The 15,380-nt window shown below is 58.8% G+C and carries 14 protein-coding genes and 1 pseudogene; 7 read left to right on the top strand and 8 right to left on the bottom strand.

Annotated features, from left to right (window positions below; translation table 11 throughout):
* The first annotated feature begins 1 nt into the window (after nucleotide 1).
* Together sufT and DHB74_RS15345 are read left to right on the top strand one after the other, a co-directional pair.
* Complete coding sequence (gene sufT, locus DHB74_RS15350) at nucleotides 2-535, top strand: putative Fe-S cluster assembly protein SufT (protein WP_218144734.1); 534 nt, start codon at nucleotides 2-4, stop codon at nucleotides 533-535.
* Between the two features lie 21 nt (nucleotides 536-556).
* Complete coding sequence (locus tag DHB74_RS15345; protein WP_036989775.1) at nucleotides 557-976, top strand: SufE family protein; 420 nt, start codon at nucleotides 557-559, stop codon at nucleotides 974-976.
* Nucleotides 977-1,055: 79 nt separating this feature from the next.
* On the opposite strand, the gene DHB74_RS15340 is transcribed toward DHB74_RS15345, so the two are convergent.
* The 8 genes and pseudogenes from DHB74_RS15340 to ppsR form a co-directional block, all read right to left on the bottom strand.
* Nucleotides 1,056-1,214 carry a YqaE/Pmp3 family membrane protein gene (locus DHB74_RS15340; protein ID WP_036989777.1) on the bottom strand — a complete coding sequence of 53 codons (159 nt, stop codon included), beginning with the start codon at nucleotides 1,212-1,214 and terminating at the stop codon, nucleotides 1,056-1,058.
* 97 nt (nucleotides 1,215-1,311) lie between these two features.
* Nucleotides 1,312-2,652, bottom strand: a complete 1,341-nt coding sequence (locus DHB74_RS15335) for a sulfite reductase subunit alpha (RefSeq protein WP_499161893.1) — start codon at nucleotides 2,650-2,652, stop codon at nucleotides 1,312-1,314.
* Nucleotides 2,652-3,524, bottom strand: a complete 873-nt coding sequence (locus DHB74_RS15330) for a DUF4198 domain-containing protein (RefSeq protein WP_499161891.1) — start codon at nucleotides 3,522-3,524, stop codon at nucleotides 2,652-2,654. The genes DHB74_RS15335 and DHB74_RS15330 overlap by 1 nt, the downstream gene beginning before the upstream one ends.
* Before the next feature lie 37 nt (nucleotides 3,525-3,561).
* Nucleotides 3,562-4,068, bottom strand: a complete 507-nt coding sequence (locus tag DHB74_RS15325) for a DUF2271 domain-containing protein (protein ID WP_499161889.1) — start codon at nucleotides 4,066-4,068, stop codon at nucleotides 3,562-3,564.
* A 23-nt stretch (nucleotides 4,069-4,091) separates the two neighbouring features.
* Nucleotides 4,092-4,636, bottom strand: a pseudogene (locus tag DHB74_RS15320) (PepSY-associated TM helix domain-containing protein).
* A gap of 50 nt (nucleotides 4,637-4,686) precedes the next feature.
* A complete protein-coding gene (locus tag DHB74_RS15315) occupies nucleotides 4,687-7,041 on the bottom strand; it encodes a TonB-dependent receptor domain-containing protein (protein ID WP_036989781.1) in 2,355 nt (784 codons plus the stop codon).
* Nucleotides 7,042-7,297: 256 nt separating this feature from the next.
* Nucleotides 7,298-9,487, bottom strand: a complete 2,190-nt coding sequence (locus DHB74_RS15310; protein ID WP_136869449.1) for a TonB-dependent receptor domain-containing protein — start codon at nucleotides 9,485-9,487, stop codon at nucleotides 7,298-7,300.
* Between the two features lie 229 nt (nucleotides 9,488-9,716).
* Nucleotides 9,717-10,535, bottom strand: coding sequence for a posphoenolpyruvate synthetase regulatory kinase/phosphorylase PpsR (gene ppsR / locus DHB74_RS15305; protein ID WP_036989783.1), 819 nt, complete (start codon nucleotides 10,533-10,535; stop codon nucleotides 9,717-9,719).
* 151 nt (nucleotides 10,536-10,686) lie between these two features.
* On the opposite strand from ppsR, the gene ppsA reads away from it, so the two are divergent.
* The 5 genes from ppsA (at nucleotide 10,687) to sigX (ending at nucleotide 15,356) form a co-directional block, all read left to right on the top strand.
* A complete protein-coding gene (ppsA, locus tag DHB74_RS15300; protein ID WP_036989784.1) occupies nucleotides 10,687-13,056 on the top strand; it encodes a phosphoenolpyruvate synthase in 2,370 nt (789 codons plus the stop codon).
* A 13-nt stretch (nucleotides 13,057-13,069) separates the two neighbouring features.
* Nucleotides 13,070-13,558, top strand: coding sequence for a ribonuclease E activity regulator RraA (rraA, locus tag DHB74_RS15295; RefSeq protein WP_036989785.1), 489 nt, complete (start codon nucleotides 13,070-13,072; stop codon nucleotides 13,556-13,558).
* A gap of 92 nt (nucleotides 13,559-13,650) precedes the next feature.
* Entirely contained in the window at nucleotides 13,651-13,902 is a 252-nt protein-coding gene (locus tag DHB74_RS15290; protein ID WP_036989786.1) for a hypothetical protein, read from the top strand.
* 12 nt (nucleotides 13,903-13,914) lie between these two features.
* The gene (locus DHB74_RS15285; RefSeq protein WP_499161885.1) at nucleotides 13,915-14,736 is read left to right on the top strand and encodes a mechanosensitive ion channel family protein; all 822 of its coding nucleotides are present in this window, start codon (nucleotides 13,915-13,917) and stop codon (nucleotides 14,734-14,736) included.
* Nucleotides 14,737-14,774: 38 nt separating this feature from the next.
* The gene (gene sigX, locus DHB74_RS15280) at nucleotides 14,775-15,356 is read left to right on the top strand and encodes an RNA polymerase sigma factor SigX (RefSeq protein ID WP_036989788.1); all 582 of its coding nucleotides are present in this window, start codon (nucleotides 14,775-14,777) and stop codon (nucleotides 15,354-15,356) included.
* Nucleotides 15,357-15,380 lie beyond the last annotated feature (24 nt).

Raw genomic sequence — 15,380 nt, 5'->3', positions numbered from 1 at the left:
CATGGAAAGACGCATGGTTGTCGCCCGGGCAGACTGCCCGGCGCGGCGGGTTCCCGATGGCACACCGCTGACGATCCCGAAAGATACTTTTGTAACCATTACCCAGGCGCTGGGCGGTAACTATACCGTTACCTACAACGGCCAGATGGTGCGTGTGGATGGCACCGATGCGGAGAACCTCGGCCTCGAGCCCGAGCTGCTGTCATTCCCCGCGCCGAGCGACGACCAGATCCGTGAAGAGGATGTCTGGACCGCATTGAAGACCGTTTTCGACCCGGAAATTCCGGTGGATCTGGTTAATCTGGGGCTGATCTATTCGGTCGTAGTCGACCAGCAGGCCAAACGGGTGGATATCAGCATGACCCTGACTGCTCCCGGTTGCGGCATGGGCCCGGTGCTGGTGGGCGATGTTGAGTACCGGGTTCGCCTGGTACCCAATGTCGAGAGCGTGCACGTGGACCTGGTCTTCGACCCGCCGTGGAACCGCGACATGATGAGCGAAGAAGCGCAACTCGAAACCGGTATGTTTTTCTAAGAGCGACCTCAAGGACTTTGCATGAGCCAGTTCGGCACAGACATCAGTAGCGACGATATCATCGAGACGCTGTCATTCTTTGACAGCTGGGAAGATCGCTACAAGTACATCATCGATCTCGGTCGCGAGTTGCCACCGCTGGATGACAGCGAGCGTACCGAGGGCAATATCGTGCGCGGTTGTCAGAGCCAGGTCTGGCTGACCAGCCGGGCGGAGGGTGGCCGCCTGTATTTCGATGCTGACAGCGATGCCTTTATCGTCAAGGGGCTGCTGGCTGTGGTGCTGGCCGCTTACAACGGCAAGACGCCGGAGGCTATTCTGGCCTTCGATATCGAGGATTACTTCACGCAATTGAATCTGCTCAAGCACCTGAGCGTGACCCGCGGCAATGGTCTGCGCGCGATGGTCAAACGGATCAAGGATACGGCTGCAGCGCAGTAACGCTCATTGCCGATGCGCTCTCTGCTGGAAAACCGAGGGATAGGACAGGAGCCGGGTGGCTCCTGTCCCAGGCGAATATTCAGCGGCGGGCGATAATCCAAACAGCGTGAATGATGCCCGGCAGGTAGCCGAACAGTGTCAGCAGGATGTTCAGCCAGAAAGCGCCGCCAAAGCCGACCTGAAGAAACACCCCCAGCGGTGGCAGCAGAATGGCAATGATAATTCTGATGATGTCCATGTATTCACTCCTGATTGATAAGCAACCGCCGGTGCGGTCATAGGGCGGTCAGGTTCTGTGACTGTCGGCGCAGCCTTATGGTTCCGATTCTCCGAACTCAGTATAGATCGCGCCGATAGCGCTGCTGCTCCTGTAGTTCCTGCCATTGTTGAGGCGACAAGACTGCTTGCAGCAGGCTGTGGATCTCGTTACCCATGCCGGCCAGGCTGCCACAAACGTGAATACTGGCCCCACGGTCCACCCATTGCCGAAGCTGATCTGCCTTGGCAGCCAGGCGGTGCTGCACGTACTCCGGCTGATCGCCGGCGCGGGAGAAGCAGCGATCCAGCAGTAGCGTGCCTTCGGTCGTCCAGGCATCCAGCTCCTCTGCGAGCCAGCGGTCATGCTGCTGGCAGCGTTCGCCAAAGAGCAGCCAGTTATCCGAACACCCCAGACGTTGGCGCTGCCGCAGCAGGCCGCGCAGGCCGGCCAGCCCGGTACCGGCGCCGATGAAGATGCCCGGGCGGTTATCCTCAGGCAGATGGAAACGGGGGTTCGACCGCAACTGTATTTCCACCATCGCACCAGGTTCTGCATGACAGCACAGCCAGCCGGAACCTTGTCCTGCGGAGCCGTCGTCATTGACGACCTGACGAACGATCAGCTCCAGAGCGCCGTCCTCCGGCAGGCTGGCGATGGAATAGGTGCGCAGGATCGACCCGATGCGTATCTCAGCCAGATCGCCGGCCCGCCAGCCAGGTAGCTCGCCCACCGGCAGCAAACGTATCAACCAGGCAGGGGAGCCCGGACTATCAGGATTGAGTTGAGTGCGCCCGCACAACGTCCAGTGGCTGAACGGAGCAGAAGAGGACGCCTGGAGTTTCAGGCCAGTCCATTGCGATACTTGCCGATGCCAGGCATGCAGCACGTCGGTATCCAGCCGGTCCGCCTCATGGCGAGGCAGCGCAACCTTAGCCCCAGCGGCATCCAGCCAGTCACCCAGCTGTCGACCAAACCCACAGAAATCGGCATAGCGGCGGTCACCTAGAGCCAGCAGGCTGTAGTTCAGGCTCGCCAGATCAGACCGGGCCTTGCTGGCCCGCTGCCAGAAAGAGGCGCCGTTGTCCGGCGCTTCCCCCTCGCCATAGGTGCTGACAATGAACAGGGCCCGCGAATAACCTGAGAGAGCGTCAGGGTGCAGTGCATTCAACGGCAGCAGCGCTGGCTGCAGATTGTACTGGTGGAACGCCGGTAACAGCCTTTCGGCGATGTCTTGAGCCGCGCCGGACTGGCTGGCATAGGCAATCAGCCAATCCGAAGCTGTTACTGACGACATCGCTTTGGGCCGTGGCGCTCGCACCAGACACATCCAGCACAATAACAGCCAACTGCCGAAGGCCAGAGCGGCCCACAGCAATCGCTGATCGGCTAGCCAACCCACCGGGGACAGCTCGGTCATCAGGGCGCCATGACTTCCAGCGTGGCGCTGTAGGTAGCGCGGCGCTGGGTCAGCGGTGCCTGCATGCCATCTTCCTGCACCACCTTGGCTTCCAACCACCAGAAGCCGGCGCTTGGCCAGGTGAAGGCGACTTTGCCGTCGGCATCCGTGGTCTGACGGATATCATTGAGCCCGTCGCGGTGGCGGATACCGCCGGGGATAACATTGACCTCGACACCCGCCGCCGGCTTGCCGTCCAGCAGGAAGACGAACTCCGCCGTTTCCTTGGCGAACAGGTCATTTGGGTGGGTGATCGGCTGCAGCTCAAGCCCTTGGCCAGTGGGCGCAAAGACGCTGTCGGTCGGCTCGCCGGAGGTCACGAAGACCTCCATGCGTGATTCCATCTGGCTGACCTGCACATCCTGCGCATTAGCCGGCAGGGCATCACCGACATCGGCGAGCTCTCCCATCCAGCGGCGCTCCTCCCCATTCTCCTTGTAGCGCGCGAAGTACCGCGGTGCACCGGCGACAGCCAGTTTGTAGGTCCCTTTCTGGGTGATCTCAACATCGAATACGCTGCGGTACTTGCCGACATGGCCGTTCTGCGCGGCGACTTCCTCGCCGTCGGGCGCGGTGATGACAAGGCGGTTGGCAGCGCGTGGTCTTGCATTGCCATCGGCACGCTGCGGCGGCTGGCCGATACCCTCCAGCACCAACGGATGGTGCTCGAAGTAGAACAGGTCGTTGGCGACGGCCGCATCGACACTGATCCAGGCGTTATCGCCCGAAACAACGGTGGTCGAGGGCAGCATCCAGGCCCGGTGGGCATTGGCTGACAGGGGCAGGGTGACGGCAATGGCGAGGGCGGTCCAGCGGGTAAGTTGTTTAAGCATGGTGTTGTATTGTTCCTGTTCTGGTCTTGAGTGTGGTTCAGGGCTGTATGTTCAGGCTGATGTTGCCCAGTTCGGTTTTACCGCTCACTTGATGCTCGGTCTGGTCGGTTACCGGCCAGCTGAATGGCAGGCGCACCAGCTCCCGGCCGCCTACTTCACGGGCCGCTTCCACCACCAACTGGTAATCCCCGGGTTTCAGGGCGGCGAGCGCCGAGTGGTCTGCCGGGAAGGTGAGGCTATGCTCGCCGACTGGCCGTGTGGCACCGGACAGACCATCCACCGGCAATGCCAGCGAACGACCGCTGCGCCGCCACCATTGGCGCATGTCCTTCAGCCATTTTTCTCCTTCGTTGTCTTGCAGCTTGAGGTCATACCAGACCGATAGATCAGCCACATGCCCCTCGCCATTCTCGATCCAGATGGCGACGTAGGGCCGGTGATATTCCGCTACTGCCAGCCGCGGTACTTCGACCGAAACGGTCATCTCGGCTGCGCTGGCGTGGGCCGCGAAAGCAGCCAGCGGCAGCAAGAACCATGTGCGCATGGGGTTATCCTCTTTCAGTGGATTCAATGAATGAACAGCAAGGCAATGAGTACCGGAATCAGCAGACCCAACCCGGTGACCGGCCAGGTGGAAGGGTGATTGCGCGCCTGCCGCCGGAGCAGCAGCAGACCGGTCAGGCTGAAGATCACGCAGACCCCGGCGAAGATATCGATAAACCAGCTCCAGGCTGCACCGCTGTGCCGTCCCTTGTGCAGATCGTTGGCATAGGCGATCCAGCCCCGATCGGTATCCTCGAAAAACACTTCTCCAGCCTGCAGATCCAGTGTCAGCCAGGCATCGCCGCCTGGCCGGGGCATCCCCACATAGATCTCATCAGCCAATCATGTAACGGCGCGGGGAAGACCTCCTGCTCGGCTGCCATCGGTAGCAATGGCCTCAGCTCATCCGGCAGCTGCAGCTCCAGGGTGCGCACCTGCGGCTGCGACTCGATTCCCGCCGCATGGTTGAGGGTGATGCCGGTAACGGCGAACAGCAGCATGCCCGCCAGACACAGAGCGGAACTGATCCAGTGCCATTGCCGCAGGGTGCCGATAACCAGGTGTTTCATTGCCTGTTGCTCATCTCGCAAGGCCCACGGCGACCGTGGGCCGGGGTTGGTCAGAAGCGGTAGTTGGCGGCTAGCCAGAAGCTGCGTGCCTTCTCCGTCACGTTGTAGTCATTCGAGCAGGACCAGGTGTCGTGATTGCCCAGATCATCGAAGGTCGGCTCGCAATTGCGACCGGCCATATCCTTGTCCAGCAGGTTGTTGACGCGACCATGCAGGGTCAGATCGTTACTGGCCTGAAAGCGCATCCCCAGGTGATAGATGTCGTAGGACTGGTAATAGAGCTTGCGGGTAACCGGCGTCGGCCCGCTGCTGACAGCGGTGCCGCGATAGCGTTCGTCACGCAGCTCGGCGATCAGCGATAGATTCAGGCGGGGCAAGGCATCCCAGCTGAGGGTGCTGTTGAGCATGTGCTCCGGTGTGTTGACCAGGGGCAGGCCTTGCTGGGCGCCGCTCTTCTGCTCGCTGTCCGTGTAGGTGTAGTTGCCGCTGAGGCTGAGCGTGGGAATGATTTCCCAGCGTGCGGCCAACTCGATGCCCTTGGTCTCTGCCTTGTCCACGTTGGTGCTCTGGCTGAAACTGTCGTATCCCAATTCGGCCCAGCCGGGGCCGACATCCACGCAGCCCGAGCTGAGATACTTCACGCCGTTGGCGTTGTAACAGTTGGGGACGGCATCGGCGCGGGCGATCTTGTCCTTGAACTCATTGAAGAACAGCGTGACGTTGGCATTGAAATTGGTCAGGTTGTCGTAGTACGCCGCGACTTCATAATTGGTGCTGGTTTCCGGCTGCAGATCCGGTGACCCGGCCATGGGGCTGACGCCCTGGCCGCCGAAGCCAACGATACCCGGGAACAGCTGGTTCGGCTTGGGCGTCTTGTAGCCAGTACTGACCCCACCCTTGAGGGTCCAGTTGTCCGTGGTACGCCAGGTGAGATAGGCGCGCGGGCTGATCTCGGAGCCGAAGATGTTGTGGTCGTCGTAGCGGGCGCCATAGGTGAAAGTCAGCTTGTCGGTGAGGTCCCAGTTGTCCTCGGCGAACAGCGCCCATTGCTTGTGATCCTGCGTCGCGCCGGATTGATAGCTTGCTCCGTCCATACCGAATACACCGTCTTCCATCTCGGCAAGGAAATACTGACCGCCGACGGTGAAGTGGTGATCGCCGATGTTATTGCTGAGCTTGGTGTCGAAGATGGTGTTGCGAATTTCCAGCTCGCGGCGGTTGCGGGGCAGGAAGGTATTTTCCAGTTCCGCACGCAGCTCATCGGTCAGCTCCGGCGTGCCGACACCCTGATCGGCGGCGGCCTGATCCCAGATGGCCTGTAGGGCGCCTCGCTCCTGCACCGTCAGCGGCAGGGAACGACCCAGGTTACTGCTGGTGCTGCGGGTCAGGCTGGTGTCACTGGTGCCAAACGTCCAGCGTCCGGTATGCGCCAGGACGAATTGCTCGCGCTCGACCCGCTGGTATTCCGCATAACCGACACGGGGCTGAATGGTCCCTGCTCGGGCGCGCCACAGGCTGTCGACCGAGTCCAAGGTCCCCGTCTGGCCTTCGGTGTTGTCGTAGCGCTGCTTGGCGATATCGTATTCGAACTGGAAGTCATGATCTTCCAGTGGTGTGAGATTGAGGGTGAAGCCGGCGTTCCAGTTCTTTGCCGCCACGATCTTCTTGTCGCCGAAACTGCCGTTATCCTCGAACAGGCTGCCATCGCCATTGACCAGGGTGCCCACGCTGTACCCCGGATCGCTCTGTTCGCGATCATACAGACTGGCGCGCAATCCCAGACCGAGTAGCCCCTCGATCAGCGGGCCACTGGCGAACAGGTCGGTCTTGCGATCGTCACCAAACTGGGAATCCTCCTGGATAGAGATGCCGTGGCTGATGGAGCCACCCCAGCTGTCCTGCACCTTGCGTGTGATGATGTTGATCACCCCACCCATCGCATCGGCGCCATAGAGGGTAGACATTGGCCCGCGGATGACTTCGATGCGCTCGATGGCATCCATCGATGGCATGTACATGAACTGGCTGTTGCCGAAGTTGTTCGGCCCGATGTCGCCGATATCACTCTGCCGGCGCCCGTCGATCAGCACCAGGGTGTAGTCCTTTGGCAGTCCCCGCATGGTGATGCTGATATTGCCGTTCTTGTCGAGATCGGCGCCGACATCTACGCCTTCTACGTCGCGTAGCGCATCGGCCAGCCCGGCGTAGGGTTTACTCTGGAGTTGTTCGCGGCTGATCACACTGATACTGGCGGGTGCGTCGGCAATCTTCTGCTCGAAACCCGTGGCTGACACGACGGTGACATCGGGTAACTGAATCGAGTCCTGATTGGCCAGCGCAACACTGGCCGCCAGCAGCGCAACGCCACCAGCGAGGTGGGCGGGGAGGGTAATTCTGATCGACATCCGTTAGTGCTCCTTATTATGCCCTGGCAGGGCTTCCGGTGTGATCATCATGCTAATCAGAATCGTTATCATTATTGATTGTGCGCGAGAGTATAGAGAGCCTTTAGCGAAAGGGCTACCGTCTTTTATATTTAAACGGGAATATTTCTCGTTTCGGAGAGAAAAGCGGGAGGAGGTTTACTTTGGGGACAATGTGGAAGCCCGGAAATGAAAACGCCCGCCGAAGCGGGCGTCTGCCGAGGCAGCTCAGAGCCGATCAGAAATCGACGGTAGCGGAGAGCCAGAGGCGGCGACCTTCCTGGATGGTACCGCTGGTGGAGCGAGTGATATGGGCATAGTTCGAGGTCCACTGAGTATCGCCTTCACTATCGATATAGTAAGAGCCCTCCAGGAAGTCCTTATCGAACAGGTTGTAGATGGTAGCCGTCAGGGTGACATTATCGGAAGCCCGGTAAGAACCGCCCAGGTGGAAGAGTTCATAGGCATCCATGTCGCCAACTTGCCGTTCTATCGCCTGATCATCGGCGTTCAGGTTTTCATAGCGCTGAGTGAAGCGCGTACGCTCGCCCCGATACTCACCGCGCACCCAGAGCGACAGCCGCTCTGTGGCAGCCCAGTTGAGCTTGGCGTTAAGCAGGTGTTCCGGGGTGTTGTTGATACGCTCACCCTTGTCCGGCCCGCTTTTCTGTTCGCTGTCGCTGTAGGTGTAGTTACCGCTCAGGGTCCAGCGGGGGGCGAACATCCAGCTCGCCGCTAGCTCAAGCCCTTGGGTTTCAGCCTCACCGATATTGGTCAGTTGCGAATAGGTGCCGTCGGGGATTGTCGGATGCCCGGAGACAACAATGTCATTGCCATCGGAAATCTTGTCCTTGAACTCGTTATGGAACACGGTGGCGTTGGCGTTGAAGCCGGCCAGGTTGTCGTAGTAAACCCCGAATTCCATGTTGGTGCTTTCTTCCGGGCTCAGGTCAGGGCTACCGATAGTGATAGTGTCGCCCTGACCGGTAACGCCATTGATACCGTCATGCAGGTCGTTCAGGTCCGGTGTCCGATATCCTTTGCTTACACCGCCTTTCAACGTCCAGTTATCATTGGTATTCCATACCAGATAAGCGCGCGGCGTGAAGTGACCACCAAATGCATCGTGGTCTTCATAGCGCCCGCCCAGCGTCAGGGCCAGATCCTCACGCATACGCCACTCGTTTTCCGCGAACAATGCCCATGATTTCTGTTCGAAATCTTCATTGGCAATGCCGTCGGTCATCTCGGAGTCACGGTATTGGCCGCCCACGGTGAACAGGTTGGCATCGCCGATGGGGGCAACCAGTTTGCTATCGAGAACCAGATCGGTGGATTCAAGCTGGCGGTCATTACCGCCGATGATCGAAGGAAAACCGGCGTAGGGCGCGCCGATCTCGCCAGGAATCGTGCGGCCGAGGGTTTCGGTAGTGCTGTGAGTAATACTGCTGTCCAGGTTACCAAAGCCCAGGCGGGCGCTGTGCCCAAAAGCGTACTGCTCGCGTTCAAAGCGCAGCTGGTCAGCGTACCCGTTTGCCTCAGGATTCGCGGGAACCTCACAGTTTCTATTTCTGCCATCCAGTGTACCCAGCTGGCATTCATCGTTCTCATACACCTGGCGACCACGCTCGAAGTCCAGGTAGAAGTCATGATTATCAACAGGCGTGAGGTTGAGGCGACCACCGATGGTGTAGTTACGCCCTTCAACCGGCGAGGCCCCACGCTTGCTGACTTCCGAGTTGTTGTCGAACATCAGGTCGGACTCTTCCCGGTTGTACAGACTGCCGCGCACGGCCATGCCAAGCAGGCCTTCCACCAGCGGCCCGCTGGAATAAAAGCTGGTCTTGCTGGCGTCACCGTAATCACGGTTTTCCTGGAAGGTATGATCCAGGCTGATGGAGCCGGTCCACTCGTCAGCCACTTTCTTGGTGATGATGTTCACCACGCCGCCCAGAGCATCAGAGCCGTACAGAGTGGACATTGGGCCTCGGATGACTTCGATGCGCTCAATGGCGGACATGGGAGGAATAAAGCTGGTGGAGGTTTCGCCGAAGCCATTGGGAGAAACATTACCCGGAGCATTCTGCCGGCGGCCGTCAATGAGAATCAGCGTGTGCTGACTTTCCATGCCGCGAATGCTGATATTGAGCCCACCGGTTTTGCCAGTGCCCTGATTGACGTCGATACCTTCCACATTCTCCAGAACCTGCGCCAGGTTACTGAACCGATTCTGCTGCAGATCCTCCTGACTGATCACACTGATGCTGGCCGGCGCTTCGGTGATTTTCTGCTCGAAGCCCGAGGCGGTGACGACGGTGTCGGACAGGCGGATGGCCTCCTGGTTGGCCAGCGCAACGCCGCTTGCCAATAGAGTCAAACTGCCGACGAGGGCGCAATGTGCTGCAAGGGCAGGGCGGTTCGGCAACATCAGAAACTCCTTTCGGATGAGCTGTAGACGAGAATAGGGTGCGTCTAGCAGGAAGATTGATAATGATTATCAGGCGCCGGCAATATTACATCTCACTTTGTAAATTTCAACCGGCAAATGTAAATTTCTGAGCGGAGCGGGAGGACGGAGGAGGAGCAGAGAAAAACCCAGCGTGCCGGGAGCCCGGCACGTGAGCGTCAATAGAAAAACTGCAGGCAGTGAAGAGAGGTTACTTCAGGCGGCGCTCGATCCCCATGTGTACCAGGATCTTGGCGGAGATCTCCTCCACCGAAAAATGCGTAGAGTTGATGTGCGGGATGTTTTCCCGGCGGAACAGGTTTTCCACCTCGCGGATTTCGAACTCGCACTGGGCGAAGCTGGCGTACCGGCTATTGGGGCGGCGTTCATTGCGGATGCTGGCCAGGCGATCAGCATCGATGGTCAGGCCGAACAGCTTCTGTTTGTAGGGCTTCAGCGCGGCCGGCAGTTGCAGGCGCTCCATGTCGTCATCGGTGAGCGGATAATTAGCCGCACGAATGCCATACTGCAGAGCCATATAGAGGCAGGAGGGCGTTTTGCCGCAGCGGGAAACGCCAACCAGGATGATGTCCGCTTCTTTATAATGATGAGTGCGCGCACCATCGTCGTTGTCCATGGCAAAATGCACGGCGTCGATGCGATCCTGGTAGTTGCCGTTGTGCTGGATCGAGTGGGATTTGCCCACCGAATAGGACGAGCCGGCGCCCAGTTCCTGCTCGAGCGGCGCCAGGAACGTGGAAAAGATATCGATGATGTAGCCTTTGGACAGAGTCAGCTCTTGATGAATGTCACGATTGACCACGGTTTCGAAAATGATCGGAGGCTGACCATCTGCCTCGGCAGCGGCATTGATTTGTTGTACCATGTCCCGCGCTTTTTCCACGGTGTCCACATAGGGCCGCAGCAGCTTGCTGAATTGGATGTTCTCGAATTGAGAGAGCAGGCTCTGGCCAAGCGTCTCGGCAGTGATACCGGTACCATCGGAAATGAAAAAAGCAGTGCGTTTCATGCGCGAAGCCTTAAGATAACAGAATTTGCGAGGGCGTCAGTCCTGAGCCCTCGATCAGCGTCAAAGTGGCATTGTGGCGTATTTGTGACTTGCAGACCAGACGGCAAAGCCCGCGCTGCGAACCTATTCATCGATTGACGGAGAGATCACCTTGCTAGAGTACGTAGTGTCCTTTGAGCAACTGGGTGTTGGAGATGTTGAGCGAGTTGGCGGCAAGAACGCCTCGCTTGGTGAAATGATCAGCAATCTGGCTGGTGCCGGTGTATCCGTACCGGGTGGCTTTGCCACCACCGCTGATGCCTATCGCGAATTTCTCGAACAGAGTGGTCTCAACGACCGTATCAATGCGGCGCTAGACGTGCTGGATGTGGATGACGTCAACGCTCTGGTGCGTACCGGTGCGCAGATTCGCCAGTGGATCATGGAAGCCGAATTCCCCGCTGCGCTGGATAGTGCAATTCGCGAAGCCTTTGCCAAGCTGTCGGCTGGCAATGACAACCTGGCTGTCGCCGTTCGTTCCTCGGCTACCGCTGAGGACCTGCCTGATGCTTCCTTCGCTGGTCAGCAGGAGACCTTCCTCAATATCCGCGGCGTAGACAACGTCATCCGCGCTACCAAGGAAGTTTTTGCCTCCCTGTTCAACGACCGCGCTATTTCCTATCGAGTCCACCAGGGCTTTGACCACAAGCTGGTTGCCCTGTCTGCTGGCGTTCAGCGCATGGTGCGCTCTGAAACAGGTACTGCTGGCGTGATGTTCACGCTGGATACCGAATCCGGTTTCCGTGACGTGGTGTTCATCACCGGTGCCTACGGCTTGGGCGAAACCGTCGTGCAAGGTGCGGTAAACCCCGACGAGTTCTATGTTCACAAGCCGACCCTGGAAGCGGGGCGCCCATCCATCCTGCGCCGCAACCTCGGTAGCAAGGCGATCAAGATGGTTTACGGCGAAGAGGCCAGCGCTGGCCGCTCGGTCAAAACCGTGGATGTGGATGCCGCCGAACGCGCACGCTTCTGTCTGAGCGATGAGGAAGTTGTCAGCCTGGCCCGCCAGGCAATGATTATCGAGAAGCATTATGGCTGCCCGATGGATATTGAGTGGGCCAAGGACGGGGACGACAATCAGCTGTACATCGTTCAGGCTCGTCCGGAAACGGTCAAGAGCCGCAGCAATGTCAACGTCATGGAACGCTATCTGCTGAAGGATAAGGGCACGGTGCTGGTAGAAGGCCGGGCGATCGGCCAGCGTATCGGCGCAGGCCCGGTGAAGATCATCCGTGACGTGTCGGAAATGGACAAGGTTCAGCCCGGTGATGTGCTGGTGTCGGACATGACCGACCCGGATTGGGAGCCAGTCATGAAGCGCGCCAGCGCTATCGTTACCAACCGCGGCGGCCGCACCTGCCACGCCGCGATCATCGCCCGCGAGCTGGGGATTCCGGCTGTGGTCGGTTGCGGTAACGCCACCAGCGAACTGAGCGATGGTCAGGAAGTGACTGTTTCCTGCGCCGAAGGCGATACCGGCATGATCTACGAAGGCCGGCTGGAGTTCGATATCCGCACCAACAGCGTGGATGCCATGCCGCCGCTGCCGTTCAAGATCATGATGAACGTCGGCAACCCGGACCGTGCATTCGATTTCGCCAACCTGCCCAACGAGGGCGTGGGTCTGGCGCGTCTGGAGTTCATCATCAACCGCATGATCGGTGTGCATCCCAAGGCGCTGCTGAATTTCGACAGCCTGCCTTCGGAAGTCAAGGACAGCGTCGAGAAGCGCATCGCCGGTTACGCTGACCCGGTCAGCTTCTATGTCGACAAGCTGGTCGAGGGCGTCAGCACCCTGGCAGCGGCGTTCTGGCCGAAGAAAGCCATTGTGCGACTGTCGGACTTCAAGTCCAACGAATACGCCAACCTGATCGGCGGGCGCCTGTACGAGCCGGAAGAAGAAAACCCGATGCTGGGCTTCCGTGGCGCGTCGCGCTACATCAGCGAATCCTTCCGTGACTGCTTTGAGCTCGAATGCCGGGCGATGAAGCGGGTGCGTGATGAAATGGGCCTGACCAACGTGGAAATCATGGTGCCTTTCGTGCGCACCGTGGGCGAAGCCAAACAGGTTGTCGAACTGCTGGCCGAGAATGGCCTCAAGCGTGGTGAGAACGGCCTGCGCCTGATCATGATGTGCGAGCTGCCGGCCAACGCGCTGCTGGCTGACGAGTTCCTGGAGCACTTTGACGGTTTCTCCATTGGTTCCAACGACCTGACTCAGCTGACTCTGGGCCTGGATCGTGACTCCGGCATCATCGCGCACCTGTTCGATGAGCGGAACGCTGCGGTCAAGAAGCTGCTGGCCAACGCCATTGCTGCCTGCCACAAGGCCGACAAGTACATTGGTATCTGCGGCCAGGGTCCGTCGGATCATCCGGACCTGGCTCGCTGGTTGATGGAGCAGGGCATCGAAAGTGTATCGCTGAACCCCGATTCGGTAATGGATACCTGGTTCTTCCTTGCGGAAAACAACGGCTGATCAGCCTGGGAGCATGACGATGTATATAACGCCAGACCTGTGTGACGCTTATCCCGACGTCGCGGTTGTCGAACCCATGTTCGGCAACTTCGGCGGGCACGACTCCTTTGGCGGCGAGATCGTCACGGTCAAGTGCTTTGAAGACAACTCCGTGGTCAAGGAGCTGGTTGAAGAGAACGGTAAAGGCAAAGTCATGGTAGTGGATGGCGGCGGCTCTCTGCGCTGCGCCATGCTCGGCGACATGCTGGCGGACAAGGCGGCAAAGAACGGCTGGGAAGGCATTATCATCTACGGCTGCGTGCGCGATGTGGATGTGCTGATCCAGACACCGCTCGGCGTCCAGGCCCTGGCCAGCCATCCGCGCAAGAGCAACAAGCGTGGCGTCGGCGAGCATAATGTGCCGGTCACCTTCGGTGGCGTGACCTTCCGTCCGGGTGAATATGTATATGCCGATAACAACGGCATCATCGTATCGTCCACAGCCCTGCAAATGCCCCAGTAAGCGCCAGGCATTTTCAGTTCGACACATCGGCCGGGTGACATCATCCGGCCGATGTTCGTCTGTGCTGTGTATTCATCGACTCGGAGATAGCCATGGACGATCCATTTGAAAGCCAATTACGCCAGCTGATGCGCGAAGATGCCTCCGGGCAGCCTCCCAGCGCGGATGACAAGCGGCTGGAACGTGTCCTGCATCGAGCTCATATCCACAGCGGTCTGTTCGATCTGCTCCGGCTGTTCGCCAGCTGGGGGTGGGTCATCGGCGAAGGTGGAGGGCGCGGCTTGCGCCAGGCTGCCGCAGCTCGCCGGGAACGGCGTACCTCTTCCACTGATCTGAATTCATAGCGAGCCTATCCCATGGAACAAGAAACCTGGAGCCAGAGTTTTGTGGCTGCGATGACTGCTTTGTGGACCAAAGTAGCCTCTTTCATACCCGACTTGATCACCGCGCTTATCATTGTGCTGCTGGGCTTCGTGATTGCCCGTATCGTCGATGCGGTGCTGAGCAAGGGCCTGGCCAAGCTCGGGCTCGATCGGCTGATGACCGGCGCAGGGGTGACCAAGATGCTCGGCCGCATCGGCATTGCCTCGCCGGTATCGGCGGTCATCGGCAAGATCATCTATTGGTTCATTATTCTCACTTTCGTGGTTTCCGCTGCGGAAACCCTGGGGCTGGCACGGGTCTCTGCGACACTGGATGCCTTTGCGCTGTACCTGCCAAAGGTCTTCGGAGCGGCGCTGATTCTGCTGGCGGGGTTGCTGCTGTCCCATCTGGTAGCCGGGATGGTGCGCGGCACCGTCGAAAGCATTGGCGCCGACTATGCCGGCGGCATCAGCCGGCTGGTGCAGGGGCTGCTGGTCATCATTACGGTGTCGCTGGCGATAGGGCAGTTGCAGATCGAGACCCAGTTGCTCAATACCGTGATCGCCATCGTGCTGGTGTCCTTCGGTGCGGCGGCGGCGTTGGCCATGGGTTTGGGCAGTCGCGACACGGTCAGTCAGATTATCGCCGGGGTTTATCTCCGGGAACTGTATCAGATCGGAGATCGAATCAAGGTCGAAGACCGTGAAGGCGTGATCGAAGAGATCGGCACTGTTAAAACCACACTTGTGGATGATGAAGGCCGTTTCATTTCTATACCCAACCGCACTCTACTGGATAAACCCGTGTCGCTCTGACGGCGATACGGTCCTGCCAACTTGCCGATGACTCTGTTTTGACCGATAGCCTGGCTTCACGCAATCGCAGCCAATTGTCCGAGATGACGGACGAAGAACTGGTCGCGCGCGCCAATCGTGAACTTTTCCATACTACCGTTGCCTATGAGGAGCTGATGCGAAGGTATCAACGCACACTCTTCAATGTGTGTGCCCGATATCTTGGCAACGAAAGGGATGCTGATGATGTATGTCAGGAAGTGATGCTCAAGGTGCTGCACGGGCTTAAGCACTTTGAAGGTAAGGCCAAGTTCAAAACGTGGCTATATAGCATCACTTACAATGAATGCATTACCCAGTATCGAAAAGAAAAACGCAAGCGGCGGTTATACGATGCGCTTAGTCTGGACGCTCAGGAAGAAGCCCAAGAACCTGAGGGCCCAGCCGTAGACAGCAAGGGCCTGGACCATTGGCTCGTGCATGTCAACCAGGTAGATCGGGAAATCCTGGTATTACGCTTCGTTGCGGAGTTGGAGTTTCAAGAGATATCCGACATCATGAACATGGGATTGAGTGCGACCAAGATGCGCTACAAGCGAGCATTGGAAAAGCTGAGGAAGCACTTGAACAATCCTTTTTAGATGTGGCTCGCTTGAATTACCGTA

It is taken from the genome of Pseudomonas sp. G11-1 (assembly GCF_024031555.1).
Taxonomy (GTDB): Bacteria; Pseudomonadota; Gammaproteobacteria; order Pseudomonadales; family Pseudomonadaceae; genus Halopseudomonas; species Halopseudomonas bauzanensis.
This window is presented reverse-complemented; position numbering and strand designations above follow the sequence as displayed.

Coding starts and splice junctions, on each gene's coding strand:
- rraA (WP_036989785.1), top strand. CDS start 13,070: ATGACGATGTATATAACGCCAGACCTGTGTGACGCTTATCCCGACGTC.
- DHB74_RS15285 (WP_499161885.1), top strand. CDS start 13,915: ATGGAACAAGAAACCTGGAGCCAGAGTTTTGTGGCTGCGATGACTGCT.
- DHB74_RS15325 (WP_499161889.1), bottom strand. CDS start 4,068: ATGCGCACATGGTTCTTGCTGCCGCTGGCTGCTTTCGCGGCCCACGCC.
- DHB74_RS15345 (WP_036989775.1), top strand. CDS start 557: ATGAGCCAGTTCGGCACAGACATCAGTAGCGACGATATCATCGAGACG.
- DHB74_RS15340 (WP_036989777.1), bottom strand. CDS start 1,214: ATGGACATCATCAGAATTATCATTGCCATTCTGCTGCCACCGCTGGGG.
- DHB74_RS15330 (WP_499161891.1), bottom strand. CDS start 3,524: ATGCTTAAACAACTTACCCGCTGGACCGCCCTCGCCATTGCCGTCACC.
- DHB74_RS15310 (WP_136869449.1), bottom strand. CDS start 9,487: ATGTTGCCGAACCGCCCTGCCCTTGCAGCACATTGCGCCCTCGTCGGC.
- DHB74_RS15290 (WP_036989786.1), top strand. CDS start 13,651: ATGGACGATCCATTTGAAAGCCAATTACGCCAGCTGATGCGCGAAGAT.
- DHB74_RS15315 (WP_036989781.1), bottom strand. CDS start 7,041: ATGTCGATCAGAATTACCCTCCCCGCCCACCTCGCTGGTGGCGTTGCG.
- ppsR (WP_036989783.1), bottom strand. CDS start 10,535: ATGAAACGCACTGCTTTTTTCATTTCCGATGGTACCGGTATCACTGCC.
- DHB74_RS15335 (WP_499161893.1), bottom strand. CDS start 2,652: ATGACCGAGCTGTCCCCGGTGGGTTGGCTAGCCGATCAGCGATTGCTG.
- sufT (WP_218144734.1), top strand. CDS start 2: ATGGAAAGACGCATGGTTGTCGCCCGGGCAGACTGCCCGGCGCGGCGG.